The sequence below is a fragment of the Streptomyces sp. 3-6 genome, from assembly GCF_056323165.1.
Window position 1 is genome coordinate 221,884 of sequence record NZ_JBWHZP010000003.1, and the last position, 17,576, is coordinate 239,459.

At 71.6% G+C, this 17,576-nt stretch carries 16 protein-coding genes, 1 tRNA gene and 1 pseudogene; 7 read left to right on the plus strand and 11 right to left on the minus strand.

The window, feature by feature from the left end; translation table 11 throughout:
• Positions 1 to 93: 93 nt before the first annotated feature.
• Genes galT through galK form a run of 3 tightly spaced genes read left to right on the plus strand, consistent with a single transcriptional unit; the run spans position 94 to position 3,274 of the window.
• Complete coding sequence (gene galT / locus AC02VZ_RS07060) at positions 94 to 1,155, plus strand: galactose-1-phosphate uridylyltransferase (protein ID WP_476474854.1); 1,062 nt, start codon at positions 94 to 96, stop codon at positions 1,153 to 1,155.
• Positions 1,152 to 2,120 (plus strand): UDP-glucose 4-epimerase GalE, encoded by a 969-nt coding sequence (galE, locus tag AC02VZ_RS07065; RefSeq protein WP_432057455.1) that lies wholly within the window; start codon positions 1,152 to 1,154, stop codon positions 2,118 to 2,120. Before galT ends, galE begins: the two co-directional genes overlap by 4 nt.
• Positions 2,120 to 3,274, plus strand: a complete 1,155-nt coding sequence (gene galK, locus AC02VZ_RS07070) for a galactokinase (RefSeq protein WP_476474855.1) — start codon at positions 2,120 to 2,122, stop codon at positions 3,272 to 3,274. Before galE ends, galK begins: the two co-directional genes overlap by 1 nt.
• Before the next feature lie 7 nt (positions 3,275 to 3,281).
• On the opposite strand, the gene AC02VZ_RS07075 is transcribed toward galK, so the two are convergent.
• Positions 3,282 to 3,737, minus strand: coding sequence for a GNAT family N-acetyltransferase (locus AC02VZ_RS07075; RefSeq protein WP_362100818.1), 456 nt, complete (start codon positions 3,735 to 3,737; stop codon positions 3,282 to 3,284).
• A 290-nt stretch (positions 3,738 to 4,027) separates the two neighbouring features.
• Here AC02VZ_RS07075 and AC02VZ_RS07080 point away from each other — a divergent pair, with 290 nt between their 5' ends.
• Complete coding sequence (locus tag AC02VZ_RS07080; protein ID WP_432057458.1) at positions 4,028 to 4,798, plus strand: LuxR C-terminal-related transcriptional regulator; 771 nt, start codon at positions 4,028 to 4,030, stop codon at positions 4,796 to 4,798.
• A 32-nt stretch (positions 4,799 to 4,830) separates the two neighbouring features.
• Here the strand turns inward: AC02VZ_RS07080 and tamR are convergent, their stop codons facing one another.
• Positions 4,831 to 5,328: a MarR family transcriptional regulator TamR gene (tamR, locus tag AC02VZ_RS07085; protein WP_432057459.1), complete on the minus strand. Its 498-nt coding sequence runs from the start codon at positions 5,326 to 5,328 to the stop codon at positions 4,831 to 4,833.
• A gap of 114 nt (positions 5,329 to 5,442) precedes the next feature.
• Between tamR and AC02VZ_RS07090 the strand changes: the two genes are divergently transcribed.
• Both AC02VZ_RS07090 and AC02VZ_RS07095 read left to right on the plus strand, forming a co-directional pair.
• Positions 5,443 to 6,261 (plus strand): trans-aconitate 2-methyltransferase, encoded by an 819-nt coding sequence (locus tag AC02VZ_RS07090; protein WP_476474856.1) that lies wholly within the window; start codon positions 5,443 to 5,445, stop codon positions 6,259 to 6,261.
• 4 nt (positions 6,262 to 6,265) lie between these two features.
• Positions 6,266 to 6,625, plus strand: a pseudogene (locus AC02VZ_RS07095) (VOC family protein); the annotation flags it as partial.
• A 16-nt stretch (positions 6,626 to 6,641) separates the two neighbouring features.
• Here the strand turns inward: AC02VZ_RS07095 and AC02VZ_RS07100 are convergent.
• Both AC02VZ_RS07100 and AC02VZ_RS07105 read right to left on the minus strand, forming a co-directional pair.
• Positions 6,642 to 7,316, minus strand: coding sequence for a TetR/AcrR family transcriptional regulator (locus tag AC02VZ_RS07100; protein WP_476474857.1), 675 nt, complete (start codon positions 7,314 to 7,316; stop codon positions 6,642 to 6,644).
• Positions 7,313 to 8,326 carry an acyl-CoA desaturase gene (locus AC02VZ_RS07105; protein WP_476474858.1) on the minus strand — a complete coding sequence of 338 codons (1,014 nt, stop codon included), beginning with the start codon at positions 8,324 to 8,326 and terminating at the stop codon, positions 7,313 to 7,315. Before AC02VZ_RS07105 ends, AC02VZ_RS07100 begins: the two co-directional genes overlap by 4 nt.
• A gap of 287 nt (positions 8,327 to 8,613) precedes the next feature.
• Between AC02VZ_RS07105 and ppc the strand changes: the two genes are divergently transcribed.
• Positions 8,614 to 11,343 (plus strand): phosphoenolpyruvate carboxylase, encoded by a 2,730-nt coding sequence (gene ppc / locus AC02VZ_RS07110; protein WP_432057463.1) that lies wholly within the window; start codon positions 8,614 to 8,616, stop codon positions 11,341 to 11,343.
• A 233-nt stretch (positions 11,344 to 11,576) separates the two neighbouring features.
• Here ppc and AC02VZ_RS07115 read toward each other — a convergent pair whose 3' ends face one another.
• The 7 genes from AC02VZ_RS07115 to AC02VZ_RS07145 form a co-directional block, all read right to left on the minus strand.
• Positions 11,577 to 12,062, minus strand: a complete 486-nt coding sequence (locus AC02VZ_RS07115) for a hypothetical protein (RefSeq protein ID WP_432057464.1) — start codon at positions 12,060 to 12,062, stop codon at positions 11,577 to 11,579.
• Between the two features lie 266 nt (positions 12,063 to 12,328).
• A complete protein-coding gene (gene pth / locus AC02VZ_RS07120) occupies positions 12,329 to 12,925 on the minus strand; it encodes an aminoacyl-tRNA hydrolase (protein WP_432057465.1) in 597 nt (198 codons plus the stop codon).
• A gap of 105 nt (positions 12,926 to 13,030) precedes the next feature.
• Positions 13,031 to 13,615: a 50S ribosomal protein L25/general stress protein Ctc gene (locus tag AC02VZ_RS07125; protein WP_432057466.1), complete on the minus strand. Its 585-nt coding sequence runs from the start codon at positions 13,613 to 13,615 to the stop codon at positions 13,031 to 13,033.
• A 243-nt stretch (positions 13,616 to 13,858) separates the two neighbouring features.
• Positions 13,859 to 14,839 carry a ribose-phosphate diphosphokinase gene (locus AC02VZ_RS07130; protein WP_432057467.1) on the minus strand — a complete coding sequence of 327 codons (981 nt, stop codon included), beginning with the start codon at positions 14,837 to 14,839 and terminating at the stop codon, positions 13,859 to 13,861.
• Positions 14,840 to 14,972: 133 nt separating this feature from the next.
• A complete protein-coding gene (gene glmU, locus AC02VZ_RS07135; protein ID WP_476474859.1) occupies positions 14,973 to 16,421 on the minus strand; it encodes a bifunctional UDP-N-acetylglucosamine diphosphorylase/glucosamine-1-phosphate N-acetyltransferase GlmU in 1,449 nt (482 codons plus the stop codon).
• Positions 16,422 to 16,533: 112 nt separating this feature from the next.
• Positions 16,534 to 16,606: transfer RNA gene (locus AC02VZ_RS07140), tRNA-Gln, on the minus strand.
• Between the two features lie 8 nt (positions 16,607 to 16,614).
• Positions 16,615 to 17,487, minus strand: a complete 873-nt coding sequence (locus tag AC02VZ_RS07145) for a hypothetical protein (RefSeq protein ID WP_476474860.1) — start codon at positions 17,485 to 17,487, stop codon at positions 16,615 to 16,617.
• Positions 17,488 to 17,576: the final 89 nt, after the last annotated feature.

Here is a 17,576-nt window from a genome sequence, read left to right on the forward strand (position 1 = left end):
GTCTGAGGGGTTGTGTTTTGGTACGTTGGGTTCTGTTGGAAGAGACGGTGAGACTGGCGTCCTGATCCGAGCGGCCCGAATGGAGCGTCCGGCGTGAAGAAGACCTCGACCCGACTGGCCGACGGTCGTGAGCTCATCTACTACGACCTCAGCGACGCCACCGTGCGCGACGCGCCCGACCGCCGCCCCCTCGCCCCCACCGTCACCACCTCCGAGATCCGCCACGACCCCCTGCTCGGCGACCGGGTCGCCATCGCCTCCCACCGCCAGGCCCGCACCTACCACCCGCCCGCCGACCAGTGCCCCCTGTGCCCCTCCCGCGGGGACCGGCTCAGCGAGATCCCCGACAGCTCCTACGACGTGGTCGTCTTCGAGAACCGCTTCCCGTCCCTGGCCGGCGACTCGGGGCGCTGCGAGGTCGTCTGCTTCACCTCCGACCACGACGCCTCCTTCGCCGACCTGAGCGAGCGGCAGGCCCGGCTCGTCCTGGACGCCTGGACCGACCGGACCGCCGAGCTGTCGCACCTGCCCTCCGTCGAACAGGTCTTCTGCTTCGAGAACCGGGGCGCCGAGATCGGGGTCACGCTCCAGCACCCGCACGGGCAGATCTACGCCTACCCCTTCACCACCCCCCGCACCGCCCTGATGCTCCGCCAGGTGGCCGCACACAAACGGGCGTCCGGCGGGGAGAACCTCTTCGACGTGGTGCTCCGCCGCGAACTCGCCGGCGAGCGGGTCGCCCTGGAGGGTGAACACTGGGCCGCCTTCGTGCCGTACGCCGCGCACTGGCCCTACGAGGTGCACCTCTACCCCAAGCGCCGGGTGCCCGACCTGCTCGCCCTGGACGAGGCCGCCCGCGCCGAATTCCCCCGCCTCTACCTGGAACTGCTGGGGCGCTTCGACCGCATCTTTGGCGAGGCGGAACCGCCCACCCCGTACATCGCGGCCTGGCACCAGGCGCCGTTCCGCGGACCGGTGGAGTCCGACGGGCTCACCCGCGACGACTTCGCCCTGCACCTCGAGCTTTTCACCGTCCGCCGCACCTCCGGCAAGCTGAAGTTCCTCGCGGGTTCCGAATCCGGCATGAACGTGTTCATCAACGACGTGCCGCCGGAACGGGCGGCCCAGCGACTGCGGGAGGTAGCGAGTTCATGAGCGGCAAGTACCTGGTCACCGGGGGCGCCGGATACGTCGGCAGCGTCGTCGCCGACCACCTGCTGACGGCCGGTCACGAGGTCGTCGTGCTCGACGACCTCTCCACCGGCTTCCGCGCCGGGGTCCCCGCGGGGGCGGCCTTCATCGAGGGCGACATCCGCGACGCCGCCAAGTGGCTGGACCCCTCCTACGACGCCGTCCTGCACTTCGCCGCCTTCTCCCAGGTCGGCGAGTCGGTCACCCGCCCCGAGAAGTACTGGGACAACAACGTCGGCGGCACCCTGGCCCTGCTCGGCGCGATGCGCGAGGCGGGCGTGCGGCGGCTGGTGTTCTCCTCCACCGCGGCCACCTACGGCGAACCCGACCGGCTCCCCCTCACCGAGTCCGCGCCCACCCGCCCCACCAACCCCTACGGCGCCTCCAAGCTGGCCGTCGACCACATGATCGCCGGCGAGGCCGCCGCCCACGGCCTGGGCGCCGTCTCGCTGCGCTACTTCAACGTCGCCGGCGCCCACGGCGCGTACGGCGAGCGGCACCAGCCGGAGACCCACCTGATCCCCCTCGTCCTCCAGGTCGCCCAGGGCCGCCGCGAGGCCGTCTCCGTCTACGGCGACGACTACCCCACCCCCGACGGCACCTGCGTCCGCGACTACATCCACGTCGCCGACCTCGCCGAGGCCCACCTGCTCGCCCTGGACGCCGCCGTCCCCGGCGAGCACCTGGTGTGCAACCTCGGCAACGGCAACGGCTTCTCCGTCCGCGAGGTCGTCGAGACCGTCCGCCGCGTCACCGGCCACCCCGTCCCCGAGGTCGTCGCCCCCCGCCGGCCCGGCGACCCCGCGGTCCTCGTCGCCTCCGCCGACACCGCCCGCGCCCGGCTGGGCTGGACCCCCACCCGCACCGACCTCGCCGCGATCGTCCGGGACGCGTGGGAGTTCGCACAGCACCTGACGAGGGAGCAGTGATGGCGACAGAGCAGGTCACGCAGCGCTTCACCGAGCTGTACGGAGCCGAGCCGGACGGCGTCTGGGCGGCGCCCGGCCGGGTCAACCTGATCGGCGAGCACACCGACTACAACGACGGCTTCGTCATGCCGTTCGCCCTGCCCCACCGCACCACGGCGGCCGTCTCCCCCCGCACCGACGGCCTGCTGCGCCTGCACTCGGCCGACATCGGCGCACCCGTCACCGAGATCGCCGTCGACGACCTCGCCCCCGGCACCGACCGCGCCTGGACCGCCTACCCGGCCGGCGTGGTCTGGGCGCTGCGCGAGGCCGGCCACCCGGTCACCGGCGCCGACGTCCACCTGTCCTCCACGGTCCCCCCGGGCGCCGGACTGTCCTCCTCGGCGGCCCTGGAGGTGTCCGTCGCCCTCGCCCTGAACGACCTGTACGGCCTCGGCCTGGACGGCGGCGAACTCGCCCTGCTGTGCCGGCGCGCGGAGAACGCCTACGTCGGCGCCCCCGTCGGCATCATGGACCAGACCGCGTCCGCCTGCTGCGAGGCCGGCCACGCGCTGTTCCTCGACACCCGCGACCTGACCCGGCGGCAGATCCCCTTCGACCTGGCCGCCGAGGGCATGCGCCTGCTCGTCGTCGACACCCGCGTCGAGCACAGCCACAGCCAGGGCGAGTACGGCCGGCGCCGCGAGGGCTGCGAGCGGGGCGCCGCCCTGCTGGGCGTCGACGCGCTGCGCGACATCCCGCACGCCGAGCTGGACGCGGCGCTCGCCCGCCTCGGCGACGAGGAGGAGGTGCGCCGGCTGGTCCGCCACGTCGTGACGGAGAACGAGCGGGTGCGGCGCGTGGTGGAACTGCTCCGGGCGGGCGACACCCGGGCCATCGGGCCCGTCCTGGTGGAGGGGCACGCCTCGCTGCGCGACGACTTCCGCGTCTCCAGCCCGGAACTCGACCTGACCGTCGAGACCGCCCTGTCCGCCGGCGCCCTCGGCGCCCGGATGACCGGCGGCGGCTTCGGCGGCTCGGCCATCGTCCTCACCGACGAGGACACCGTCCCCGCCGTCACCAAGGCGGTCGAGGAGGCCTTCGCCGCGGCCCGCTTCACCGCGCCGCGCACCTTCGAGGCGGTCCCCTCCGAGGGGGCCCGCCGCCTGCGGTGACCCCCGCTCAGCGCAGGGGCTTGGTCAGCGTGTACTCGGTGATTCCCGGCGGGTAGTCGGGGATCGCGCACACCACCTCGTAGCCGCGCCGGCGGTAGAAGTCCGGCGCCTGGAAGTCCCAGGTCTCCACCCGCGCGTGCCGGGCCCCCCGTTCGGTGACCGCGAGGCGTTCCGCCTCGGCCAGGATCCGGGACCCGATGCCCGCCCCGCGGTGCCGGGCGTCGACCCAGAGGTACGTCACGTGCAGCCACGTCGCCCAGGTGTGGCCGACCAGACCGCCGGCCAGCGCGTCGTCGGAGTCGATCACCCACACGTGCAAAGCCGACGCGCGTTCGCCGGGGGTCCCGCGCAGCGCGCGCAGCACCGGGGAGGCCGCCGTGTTGGTGTCCCTGAGCCGTCTGCGGAGCAGATCACGTCGTGCCTTGTCGACTTCTGTCTCCAGACGAAACATGGGGCTCACCATAAACGCGCGGGAGCGCCAGTTCTGCAAATCTCCTTCCGCTCCCGGCGCCCGCCCGTACTCTGAAGCACAGCGCCGGTGGGGGCCGGTGCCGGTCGGAGAGCGGGACAGCCGGGCAGGACGCCCGGGCGGCAGTGCGGTCACCGCGCGGCAGCGGCCGGGCGGGTCCCGCGGCGGTCCGTCCGGCGTCCCCGCGCGACGGAAGCGAGGGCTTCCCGTCGTGTGCCGGTGGTGTCGTCTCCCGATGCCGGGGTAATCCCCTGCTCTACGGAGAGGCAGGGGAAGGGGGTTTCGTGGTTCGCATCCGAGTCCTGGTCGTCGACGACCACCGCATCTTCGCCGAGTCGCTCGCCGCGGCCCTGGCGGCGGAACCCGACGTCGACGTGTCCGCCGCGGGCAGCGGTCCCGCCGCCCTGCGCTGTCTGGAACGCGCCGCCGCCGAGGGCCGCCGGTTCGACGTGCTGCTCGTCGACGCCGACCTGGGCGGCCGAGCACCGGGCGGCCGTCCCGCCGTGCCCGTGCAGGACGGCGACGAGGACGGCCTCGTGGACGGCATCGCGCTGGTCGGCGGCGTGCGCGCGGCCCACCCGCAGGTCCGCACCGTCGTCCTCGCCGACAGGGACGACCCGCGCCGGGCCGCCCTCGCCCTCCAGGCCGGGGCCTCCGGCTGGGTGGCCAAGGACTGCTCGCTGAGCAGACTGCTCACCGTGGTGCGGGGCGTGCTGCGCGACGAGACGCACCTGCCGCCCGCGCTGCTCACCGGCGTGCTGCGCGAGCTGACCGCGGCCCGCAAGCACCGCACCGAGAGCGAACGGCTGGTGGAGTCCCTCACCCCGCGCGAGCGGGAGGTCCTGCGGTGCATGGTCGCCGGCCTGGGGCGCAAGGCGGTCGCCGAGCGCCTGTACCTGTCCCCGCACACCGTGCGCACCCACATGCAGAACGTCCTCGGCAAACTGGGCGTCCACTCCACCCTCGCCGCCGTCGCCCTGGCCCGCCGCGCGGGCGTCGGCCCGGCCGACCTGGGCCCGCCGGCCCGCGTCCCGGAGGAGAGCAGCAGCGCCTGACGGGGCACCCCCGGTCGCGCGACGGGCCGCCGTCAGCCGGGGATGTTGTCGAACGGGGCGGTCAGCTGCCGCAGCAGGGCCGCCAGTTCGGCGCGCTGGGCGGTGGACAGCTCCGCGAGGATGGCACGCTCCTGGGCCAGCAGTCCCGCCAGGGCCTGATCGGCGCGGTCACGGCCCACGTCGGTGAGCCGGACCAGCACACCCCGCCGGTCGCTCGGATCCGGCAGACGCTCCACCAGGCTCTTCTTGGCCAGCCGGTCGATGCGGTTGGTCATGGTGCCCGAGGTGACGAGGGTCTGGGTGAGGAGCTGCCCGGGGGAGAGCTGGTAGGGGGTCCCCGCGCGGCGCAGCGCGGTCAGCACGTCGAACTCCCAGGGCTCCAGGCCGTGCTCGGCGAACGCCAGCCGCCGGGCACGGTCCAGGTGCCGGGCGAGCCTGCTCACCCGGCTGAGCACTTCGAGCGGTTCCACGTCGAGGTCCGGGCGCTCCCGGCGCCACGCTGCGACCAGCCGATCGACCTCGTCCTCCATGACGATCAGTGTAGTGGTTCTGTCGACGTGAAGTCTCTTGATATCAAGTTTCTTGACGCCGAAAGGTAGGGTGGGGGACGGTGGGAACCCGACCACCGGCCACCGGGAGGCACCGTGACCCCGACGACCCCCGCCTGGGACCCCGACCCGTACCTGCGCCACGCCGGCCACCGCAGCCGCCCCTTCACCGACCTCCTCGCCCGCGTCCCGGACCTCCCGTCCGACCCGCCCCGCATCGCCGACCTCGGCTGCGGCCCCGGCAACGTCACCGCACTCCTCGCCGACCGCCGGCCCGCCGCCCGCATCACCGGCTACGACACCTCGCCCGAGATGCTCGCCCGCGCCCGTGCCGACCACGCCGGCCCCACCCCGGGCGGCGGCCGCCTCGACTTCGCCCACGCCGACGCCCGGGCCTGGACCCCCGCGGAACCCTGCGACCTCATCGTCAGCAACGCCGCCCTGCAATGGGTCCCCGGCCACGCCGACCGGTTCGGCGACTGGATCGACGGCCTCACCCCCGGCGGCACCTTCGCCTTCCAGGTGCCCGGCAACTTCGACGCCCCCAGCCACGCCCTCATGCGCGCCCTCGCCGCATCCCCGCGGTGGCACGACCGCCTGTCCGGCGTCCTGCGCCACGACGACGCAGTGCTCCGCCCCGAGGCCTACCTGGAACGCCTGACCGGCCTCGGCTGCACCGCCGACGTGTGGGAGACGACGTACCTGCACCTGCTCCGGGGCGAGGACCCCGTCCTCGACTGGGTCGAGGGCACCGGCCTGCGGCCCGTGCTCACCGCCCTCGACGACGACCCGCAGGCCCGCGACGCCTTCGTCGCCGAGTACGCGGCGGCCCTGCGGACCGCCTACCCGGCCGGCCCCCACGGCACCCCGTTCCCCTTCCGCCGGATCTTCGCGGTCGCCGTGAAGGAGGTCTGACGAGATGCTCACCGCCGTCGACCCCGTGCAGCCCGCCGCCCCGCCCGGCTCCGAAAACCTGCTGCGCGCCTTCTCCACCGGCGTCCTGGAGATGACCGAGACGCCGAAGCCGCCCGGCCCGGCGGCACGCGGCGGCTGCTGGTTCGAGGCGGGGGCCGTCCGCCTCCACCTGGGCATCGAGGAGGACTTCCGGCCCGCGCGGAAGGCCCACCCCGGTCTGCGGGTGACGGCCATCCACGCCTACGCGGCCCGGCCGGCCGCCCACGGCGCGACGGTCACCTGGGACGACGGCCTCCCGGGCCACCGCCGCTTCTCCTCCGAGGAGCCGGTCGGCAACAGGCTGGAATTCCTGGAAGGCGCCGGCCGACCGCCGGCGCCCCTCAGCTCTTGCGGTGACCTATCAGCCGCGGCTTCGGCTCCAGGCCGTCCAGCCCGTGCCACGCCAGGTTCACCAGGTGCGCGGCCACCTCCGCCTTCTTCGGCCGGCGCACGTCCAGCCACCACTGGCCCGTCAGCGCCACCATCCCCACCAGCGCCTGCGCGTACAGCGGCGCCAGCTTCGGATCGAACCCGCGGCTCTTGAACTCGCGGCCCAGGATGTCCTCCACCTGGGTGGCGATGTCCGAGATCAGCGAGGCGAACGACCCCGTGGACTGCGGGATCGGGGAGTCCCGCACCAGGATGCGGAACCCGTCCGTGTACTCCTCGATGTAGTCCAGCAGCGCGAACGCCGCCTGCTCGCACAGCTCCCGCGGATGCCCCGCCGTCAGCGAACCGGTCACCATGTCCAGCAGGCGCCGCATCTCGCGGTCCACGACCACCGCGTACAGGCCCTCCTTGCCGCCGAAGTGCTCGTACACCACCGGCTTGGAGACCCCGGCCTTCGCCGCGATCTCCTCCACCGACGTGCCCTCGAAGCCCTTCGTCGCGAACAGCGTGCGGCCGATCTCCAGCAGCTGCTGGCGGCGCTCGGCACCGGTCATCCGGGTGCGACGCGTCCGCCGCGGCTTGTCATTGCTGGGAGTGCTCGAGTCGGTGGCCACAGCGACCATCATGCCGCCTCGGCGGGCTCCTTCCCGCGCCGGGAGCCGCCTTCCGCACTGGTGCGGCGCGAATCGATACGCGAGCGTGACGGCCACCGCACGTCGTACGCCCAGCCCGCCAGCTCGAACCAGCGGATCAGCCGGGCCGAGGAGTCCAGCTGACCCCGCTCCACCCCGTGCCGTGCCGACGTCGGGTCCGCGTGGTGCAGGTTGTGCCAGGACTCACCGCACGACAGCACCGCCAGCCACCACACGTTGCCCGAACGGTCCCGCGACCTGAACGGCCGCTTGCCGACCGCGTGACAGATCGAGTTGATCGACCACGTCACGTGGTGCAGCAACGCCACCCGGACGAGCGACCCCCAGAAGAACCCGGTGAACGCCCCCCACCACGACATCGTCACCAGACCGCCGATCAGCGCCGGCAGCGCCAGCGACACCGCCGTCCACAGGATGAACTGCCGCGAGATCGCCCGCAGCGCCGGGTCCTTGATCAGGTCGGGCGCGTACTTCTCCTGCGGCGTCTGCTCCTCGTCGAACATCCAGCCGATGTGCGCCCACCACAGGCCCTTCAGCAGGGCCGGCACCGTCTCGCCGTACTTCCACGGCGAGTGCGGGTCCCCCTCGGCGTCGGAGAACTTGTGGTGCTTGCGGTGGTCGGCCACCCACCGCACCAGCGGCCCCTCCACCGCCATCGACCCGGCGATCGCCAGCACGATCTTCAGCGGGCGCTTCGCCTTGAACGAGCCGTGCGTGAAGTGCCGGTGGAAACCGATGGTGATGCCGTGGCACCCGAGGAAGTAGAAGAACACCAGCAGACCGAGGTCCAGCCAGCTCACCCCCCAGCCCCAGGCCAGCGGCACCGCCGCCAGCAGCGCCAGGAACGGAACCGTGATGAAGAGCAGCAGCGTGATCTGCTCGATGGAACGCTTGCGCTCCCCGCCCAGCGTGGCGGAGGGCGCGTCATCGGCCGTGCGCGGTTTCTTCGAAGCTTCTTCGATCACATCGGAGCGTGAGGTCATACCTGTCCCCTGGGGGGTGTGTGGATGGAGGGTGGCGCCCGGTGACCGGCACCGCGAACTTCCTACGGTCCCGTAACCTACGCCGACGTAAGTATGGCAGTGTGCCGCCCCGCGGCAAGAGCCCGTGGCCCAGCGCGTCCGACCCGACACCTATCCTGGAGACCGGTCGGACAGCGCGGTCCGCTCTGAACCTGTTCCCGGATGCCCGCCTCCCGAGCGGCAGCCCCGCACGGGACGACGTCCGGGCCCTTCCAGCTGAGCTTCACACACTGCAAGGAGCCGCACCTGTGAGCAGTGCCGACGACCAGGCCACGACGAGCAGCGAGCTGCGTGCCGACATCCGCCGACTGGGTGACCTCCTCGGAGAGACCCTCGTCCGGCAGGAGGGCCCCGAACTCCTCGACCTCGTCGAGAAGGTCCGCCGCCTCACCCGCGAGGACGGCGAGGCCGCCGCCGCACTCCTGCGCGGCACCGAGCTGGAAACGGCCGCCAAACTGGTCCGCGCCTTCTCCACCTACTTCCACCTCGCCAACGTCACCGAGCAGGTGCACCGCGGCCGCGAACTGCGCGCCCGCCGCGCCGCCGAGGGCGGCCTGCTGGCCCGCACCGCCGACCGCCTCAAGGACGCCGACCCCGAACACCTGCGCGCCACGGTCCGGCACCTCAACATCCGGCCCGTCTTCACCGCCCACCCCACCGAGGCCGCCCGCCGCTCCGTCCTCAACAAGCTGCGCCGCATCGCGGCCCTCCTCGACACCCCCGTCCTCGCCTCCGACCGGCGCCGCCTCGACACCCGCCTCGCCGAGAACATCGACCTCGTCTGGCAGACCGACGAACTGCGCGTCGTCCGCCCCGAACCCGCCGACGAGGCCCGCAACGCCATCTACTACCTCGACGAACTCCACGCCGGAGCCGTCGGCGAGGTCCTGGAGGACCTCACCGCCGAACTCGAACGCGCCGGCGTCGTCCTGCCCGACGACACCCGCCCCCTCACCTTCGGCACCTGGATCGGCGGCGACCGCGACGGCAACCCCAACGTCACCCCCGAGGTGACCTGGGACGTCCTCATCCTCCAGCACGAACACGGCATCAACGACGCCCTGGAGATGATCGACGAACTCCGCGGCTTCCTCTCCAACTCCATCCGCTACACCGGAGCCACCGAGGAACTCCTCACCTCCCTGCAGGCCGACCTCGACCACCTCCCCGGCATCAGCCCCCGCTACAAGCGCCTCAACGCCGAGGAGCCCTACCGGCTCAAGGCCACCTGCATCCGCCAGAAGCTGGAGAACACCAAGCTCCGCCTCGCCCAGGGCACCCCCCACGAACCCGGCCGCGACTACCTCGGCACCGAGGGCCTCCTCGCCGACCTGCGGATCATCCAGACGTCCCTGCGCGAACACCGCGGCGGACTCTTCGCCGACGGCCGCCTCGCCCGCACCATCCGCACCCTCGCCGCCTTCGGCCTCCACCTCGCCACCATGGACGTCCGCGAACACGCCGACGCCCACCACCACGCCCTCGGCCAGCTGTTCGACCGGCTCGGCGAGGAGTCCTGGCGCTACGCCGACATGCCCCGCGACTACCGCACCAAGCTGCTCGCCAAGGAACTCCGCTCCCGCCGGCCCCTCGCCCCCACCCCGGCCCCCGTCGACGCCGCCGGCGAGAAGACCCTCGGCGTCTTCCAGACCGTCAAGCGCGCCCTGGAGGTCTTCGGACCCGAGGTCATCGAGTCCTACATCATCTCCATGTGCCAGGGCGCCGACGACGTCTTCGCCGCCGCCGTCCTCGCCCGCGAGGCCGGACTCATCGACCTCCACGCCGGCTGGGCGAAGATCGGCATCGTCCCCCTCCTGGAGACCACCGACGAACTCAGGGCCGCCGACACCATCCTGGAGGACATGCTCGCCGACCCCTCCTACCGACGCCTCGTCGCCCTGCGCGACGACGTCCAGGAGGTCATGCTCGGCTACTCCGACTCCTCCAAGTTCGGCGGCATCACCACCAGCCAGTGGGAGATCCACCGCGCCCAGCGCCGCCTGCGCGACGTCGCCCACCGCTACGGCGTCCGCCTGCGCCTCTTCCACGGCCGCGGCGGCACCGTGGGCCGCGGCGGCGGCCCCACCCACGACGCCATCCTCGCCCAGCCCTGGGGCACCCTCGAAGGCGAGATCAAGGTCACCGAACAGGGCGAGGTCATCTCCGACAAGTACCTCATCCCCGCCCTCGCCCGGGAGAACCTCGAACTCTCCGTGGCCGCCACCCTCCAGGCGTCCGCCCTGCACACCGCGCCCCGCCAGTCCGACGAGGCCCTCGCCCGCTGGGACGCCGCCATGGACGTCGTCTCCGACGCCGCCCACACCGCCTACCGCAAGCTCGTCGAGGACCCCGGCCTGCCGGCCTACTTCCTCGCCTCCACCCCCGTCGACCAGCTCGCCGACCTCCACCTCGGCTCCCGGCCCTCCCGCCGCCCCGGCACTGGCGTCTCACTCGACGGACTGCGCGCCATCCCCTGGGTGTTCGGCTGGACCCAGTCCCGCCAGATCGTCCCCGGCTGGTTCGGCGTCGGCTCCGGCCTGAAGGCCCTGCGCGAAGCCGGCCTCGACACCGTGCTCGACGAGATGCACGAGCAGTGGCACTTCTTCCGCAACTTCATCTCCAACGTCGAGATGACCCTCGCCAAGACCGACCTGCGGATCGCCCGCCACTACGTCGACACCCTCGTCCCCGACGAGCTCAAGCACATCTTCGACACCATCCGGGCCGAGCACGAACTGACCGTCACCGAGGTGCTCCGCGTCACCGGAGAACAGGAACTGCTGGACGCCGACCCCGTCCTGAAGCAGACCTTCGCCATCCGCGACGCCTACCTCGACCCGATCTCCTACCTCCAGGTCGCCCTCCTCAAGCGGCACCGCGAAGCGGCCGAAGCCGGCCAGGAGGTCGACCCGCTGCTCTCCCGCGCCCTGCTGCTCACCGTCAACGGCGTCGCCGCCGGCCTGCGCAACACGGGCTGACCGGACGGACCCGGCCCGGAACACCACACGCCGGTGCCCCCGGCCCCCGCGGGGGCCGGGGGCACCGGTCGTGTGAGGGGGCACGGGTCGTATGAGCGGGTGCCGGTGGGGCGAGGGCATCGCTCGTGCGAGGGGGCAGCGGGCGGGAACGGGTGCCCGATCCGGGGTTCGCACGGCGCCAGGGGGAGGCGGGGGAGGTGGGAGGAGGCGGTGCGCTCGGCCGTCGGGGCCCATCACACCAGCAGGAACGCCGTCGTCAGCAGCCCCGCACCCGTCAGCGCCATCACCCACGCCGTCCGCGTCGCGCCCAGACCGCCCGCCACCACCACCGACGCCAGCAGCAGCGCACCCGCCAGCGGCATCCACGCGAACAGCACCCCCGCCGGCCCCGAGCGCACCGCCTCGGCGCCGCCCGGCTTCAGCACCACCGTGTACGTGGCGTTCTCCCGCACGGCCACCGAGTCCTCCAGCACGACCTCCGGCCGCGGCTGCGACCCCGGCGACAGCGGCGCGTACGGCCCCGCACAGGACCCGTCGCCGCACTCCGTCACCTCGACCGTGCCGCGCTCGCGCCCCTTCGTCAGCATCACGTGCTGCGCCGTCCCCCACGACGCCCACACCCCCGCGACCAGGATCAGCACGGTGACCGTGCCCATCGCCGCCAACCGGCACAGCCGCAGCACGGAGGTACTCCGCCGGGACCCGACCGCAGAATGCATGGCCGGATCCTTGGCCATTGTTGTACGGGGCGTCAACTCGGGTGGGGGACAAGAGGGGAGAAGTCCCCACCTCGTCGCCGGTCGCAGAACGCGTCAGGCGCCGGAGCGACCCGGCCCCGGCCGGAGCGGCCCGTCAGCAGCCGCACGACCCGGGGAGAGCCGAGCGGCCCGGGGAGAGCCGCACGACCCGGGGAGAGCCGCACGACCCGGGGAGAGCCGCACGGCCCGGCGGGAGCGGAGCGGCCCGGGGAGAGCCGAGCGGCCCGTCAGGAGTTGTAGGAACTCTGCGCCCGCTCCAGACCCTCCAGCACCAGACACTCCACCGCGTCCGCCGCACGGTCCACGAAGTAGTCCAGCTCCTTGCGCTCCGCCGACGAGAAGTCCCGCAGCACGTAGTCCGCCACCGGCATCCGCCCCGGCGGCCGGCCGATCCCGAACCGCACCCGGTGGTACTCCCGCCCGAACGCCTTCGTCATCGACTTCAGCCCGTTGTGGCCGTTGTCCCCGCCGCCCAGCTTCAGCCGCAGCACCCCGTAGTCGATGTCCAGCTCGTCATGGACCGCCACCACCCGCTCCGGCGGCACCTTGTAGAACTCCCGCAGGGCGTTCACCGGACCGCCCGACAGGTTCATGTACGACATCGGCTTCACCAGCACCACCCGCCGGCTCCCCGGCCCCGGCGGCCCGATCCGGCCCTCCACCACCTGCGCCTGCGCCTTGCCGGCCCGCTTGAACCGGCCGCCCGTCCGCCCGGCCAGCAGATCCGCCACCATGAACCCCACGTTGTGCCGGTTCATCGCGTACTCGGGGCCCGGATTGCCCAGCCCCACCACCAGCCAGGGAGCCGCCGCATCGGTCGTCACGTCCCAGTCTCCTCACTCCGGGTCCCACCGTCCCCGCCCACCGCACACGACGGCCGCCGCCCCGCACGGGAGCAGCGGCCGAACGTGAAGCGGCTACCGGGACGATCAGACCTCGGCGTCCTCGTCCTCGTCGCCCGGGAGCTCCTCGGCCTGCGGCGCCAGCACCTGCAGGACCGTGGCGTCCTCCTCGGTGACCAGCACGGAGCCCTTGGGCAGGTCCAGGTCCTTGGCGAGGATCGCCGCACCGGCGTCCAGACCCTGCACCGACACCGTCAGGGTGTCGGGGATGTTGGTCGCCTCGATCTCGACCGACACCGACGACAGCACGTGCTCCAGCAGGTTGCCGCCCGGGGCCAGCTCGCCCTCGGGAACCACCGGGATCTCCACGGTGACACGCTCGCCGCGCTTCACCATCAGCAGGTCCACGTGCTCCAGGAAGCCCTTCAGCGGGTCACGCTGCACGGCCTTCGGGATCGCCAGCTGGCTGCCCTTGCCGTCCACGACCAGCTCGATCAGGACGTTCGGGGTACGCAGCGCCATCAGCAGCTCGTGGCCCGGCAGGGACACGTGCAGCGGCTCCAGGCCGTGCTCGTACACCACACCGGGGACCTTGTCCTGGCGGCGGATGCGGCGCGCGGCGCCCTTGCCGAACTCGTTGCGGGTCTCGGCGTGCAGAACGACGTCTGCCATGCTCATCACTCCTCGAAGTCAGAAAACGGACGTGGTCACCCGGCCACGAACGGCCTGCTACGAAGAGCGCGTCGATAACGGACCGCCGCGCCGGCTCCTCACGAAGCGGCACGGCCTCCCTCGCCGAGCAACTGCCGCAGTCTACTCGGAGGGGGAGGCCGTACTCAAAACGATCACCGGGGTCCGGCCGGAACCCCGGCCGGACCCCGGTGCGCACCCCGTGCGGGCTCCGGTGCAGAACCCTTACTGCTCGTCGAAGAGGCTGGTCACCGAGCCGTCCCGGAACACCTCACGCACCGCGCTCGCGATCGTCGGCGCGATCGACAGCACCGTCAGCTTGTCCAGGTCCTTGCTCAGCTCCGCCGGCGTCGGCAACGTGTCCGTGAACACGAACTCACTCACCCGCGAGTTCTTCAGCCGGTCCGCCGCCGGACCCGACAGCACACCGTGCGTCGCCGTCACGATGACATCCTCCGCACCGTGCGCGAACAACGCGTCCGCCGCCGCACAGATCGTGCCACCCGTGTCGATCATGTCGTCCACCAGCACACACACCCGGCCGCGCACCTCACCGACCACCTCGTGCACCGTGACCTGATTCGCCACGTCCTTGTCCCGGCGCTTGTGCACGATCGCCAGCGGCGCGCCCAGCCGGTCGCACCACCGGTCCGCCACCCGCACCCGGCCCGCGTCCGGCGACACCACCGTCAGCTTCTCCCGGTCCACCTTCGCGCCCACGTAGTCCGCCAGCAGCGGCAACGCGAACAGGTGATCCACCGGACCGTCGAAGAAGCCCTGGATCTGATCCGTGTGCAGATCCACCGTCAGCACCCGCGTCGCCCCCGCCGTCTTCATCAGATCGGCGATCAGACGCGCCGAGATCGGCTCACGCCCCCGGTGCTTCTTGTCCTGCCGCGCATACCCGTAGAACGGCACGATCACCGTGATCGACCGGGCCGACGCACGCTTCAACGCGTCGATCATGATCAACTGCTCCATGATCCACTTGTTGATCGGCGCCGTGTGGCTCTGGATCAGGAAACAGTCGGCACCCCGCGCCGACTCCTGATACCGCACATAGATCTCGCCATTCGCGAAATCGAAGGCCTTCGTCGGGACGACCCCGACACCCAACTCCTGGGCGACCTCCTCGGCAAGCTCGGGGTGGGCGCGGCCGGAGAAGAACATCAACTTCTTCTCGCCGGTCGTCTTGATCCCGGTCACAGCACTTTCTCCTCAGAGGTGTCGCAGCTCGGTCACCACCGGCCGCCGGCGCCCGCGAACGAGGCCATCACAGCAGGTGGGGTGCGGATGTGCACTTATCACGGTACGCCTGTTTCCAGCCCCGCCCGTCCGGTCAGCCCTCCCCGGACGCCTCCCGGGCAGCCGCCTGAGCGGCCTTCGCCGCAGCACTCCCCGGACGCTTGCGCGCCACCCAACCCTCGATATTCCGCTGCTGACCACGGGCCACGGCCAGCGAACCGGGCGGCACGTCCTTCGTGATCACCGAGCCCGCAGCCGTGTACGCCCCGTCCCCGACCGTGACAGGCGCCACAAACATGTTGTCCGAACCCGTCTTGCAGTGCGACCCCACCGTCGTGTGGTGCTTGTGCTCCCCGTCATAATTCACGAACACACTCGCCGCACCGATGTTCGAGAACTCACCGATCGTCGCATCCCCCACATACGACAGGTGCGGAACCTTCGTCCCCTCACCGATCGACGCGTTCTTCGTCTCCACATAAGTGCCGATCTTGCCCCCACGGCCCAGCCGCGTCCCCGGCCGCAAATACGCGAACGGCCCCACCGACGCCTCGGGGCCCACCTCCGCCTCCACCGACACGGTGTTGTCCACCCGAGCACCCGCACCCACCCGCGTATCCGTCAAACGGGTGTTCGGGCCCACCTCGCAGCCCTCCGCCAAATGCGTCGACCCGTGCAACTGCGTCCCCGGATGCACCACCACGTCCCGCTCGAACGTCACCGACACATCCACCCACGTCGACGCCGGATCCACCACCGTCACCCCCGACAGCATCGCCGCCGTCAACAACCGGTCGTTCAGGATCCGCCGCGCCTCGGCCAACTGCACCCGGTTGTTGATCCCCGCGATCTCCCGGTGATCACCCGCCACCGACGCCCCCACCCGATGACCCGCCGACCGCAGAATCCCCAGGACATCCGTCAGATACTCCTCACCCTGGGAATTGTCCGTCCGCACCTGCCCCAACGCCTCCGCCAGCAGACGCCCGTCGAACGCGAACACACCCGAATTGATCTCCCGGACCGACCGCTGCGCCTCCGACGCGTCCTTGTGCTCCACGATCGCCGTCACCGCGCCCGACGCCTCGTCCCGCATGATCCGGCCGTACCCGGTCGCGTCCGGCACCTCCGCGGTCAGCACCGTCACCGCGTTCCCGTCCGCCGCGTGCGTCGCCGCCAGCTCCCGCAACGTCGCACCCGTCAGCAGCGGCGTGTCCCCGCACACCACGATCACCGTCCCGTCGACGGCCCCGCCCAGTTCCTCCAGCCCCATCCGCACCGCGTGCCCGGTGCCGTTCTGCTCCGCCTGCACGGCGCTCCGGACGTCCGGAGCGATCCCGGCCAGGTGCGCGGTCACCTGCTCCCGGGCGTGCCCCACGACGACGACCAGGTTCTCCGGCTCCAGCTCACCGGCGGCGGCGAGGACGTGGCCCACCAGGGAACGGCCACAGATGTCGTGCAGGACCTTCGGAGTGGCCGACTTCATGCGGGTGCCCTCACCCGCTGCGAGAACGACGACGGCTGCCGGGCGAATGGCGCTCACGGGATGCCCTTCGGCTGTGGTGGGTGGGGGTGGACCTCCGCAGGATAGCGGGGGGTTCGTGGGGGGAATGAGTGCGGGCCCCGACCGAGAGGTCAGGGCCCGAACCGAGCAGCTCCGCCAGCTGGATTCGAACCAGCACTACAGAGCTTCAAAGGCTCGCGGGCTACCAGTTACCCCATGGCGGATGGCTGCGTCAGACCTTACCTGAGGCAGGCTGCTCCGTGATCCCGGAGAGCATCCCGCCCCACCAACCCTCGATGCGTCGGTACAGGTCGGCTCCTTGTGAGACGCGTACAACCAGGCAGCCGTGATAGGTGTCGCCCACATTCTTGCGGACGGTCTTCGGGTTGTGCTTCTTGATGGTTGTTTTCTGGAAGCGGGAGACGTCCACTCCGACGAGGTCGGCCCAGTACCGCTTGGCGCCCTCTACATCCGCAGTCGCGTGGATCATGAGGCGATAGCTGATCCTTTCGCGCTCCACCCCCAGCATGAGCAGCCAGGCCAGGTAGAGCTTGATGACTCCGGGGTCACTGTTCACGAAGAGGACGTTCTCCCGCCGATCGTACGGCTTGTCCTTTGCTCCTTCGGCCCAGTACAGAGCGACGCCGGCGATGAAGAGATCGCGCTCCGACATGATCCCGATCTCCGCGGCTGCGGTCTCCTTCGTCTGCCGACGCTGCTCGTCGCGGACTGCCAGCTCGTGCTCCCAGCGCTTCCGCGCCGCCAGCCTGGCCTGCTCGGTCGCCTCGCGCCGTTCCGGCTTCGGCAGGTCGCGCACCCACAACGAGACCGAGCTCTTGGAGCAGCCGAGCTCCACCTGGATGCGGTCGTAGGTCCAGTTCTGGAGCCGGAGCTCGCGGGCCTTCTCCCGCAGGTCGTCCTTCGCGTTCGGGCGTTTGGTCCATTCCGGGGCGGGCTCGCCCTGGAGGAGGCGGTTGAGGATGTCGTTGTTGTCGACGTGGAGGCGGTCGCGGATCTGGCGCCGGCTGAGCCCTGCCCGGCGCAGCGCCACCGCCTGTTCCCGCAGGCTCTCGAAGTCGGCGTATTTGCTGTGTACGTGTGTCACCTCCCTACCGTCCGGCCGGAATGATCCCTTCCGGGATCGAACGGTGAGCGATTCGGCAGTTCGAGGGAATTCGGGGCGTACCGCATCCC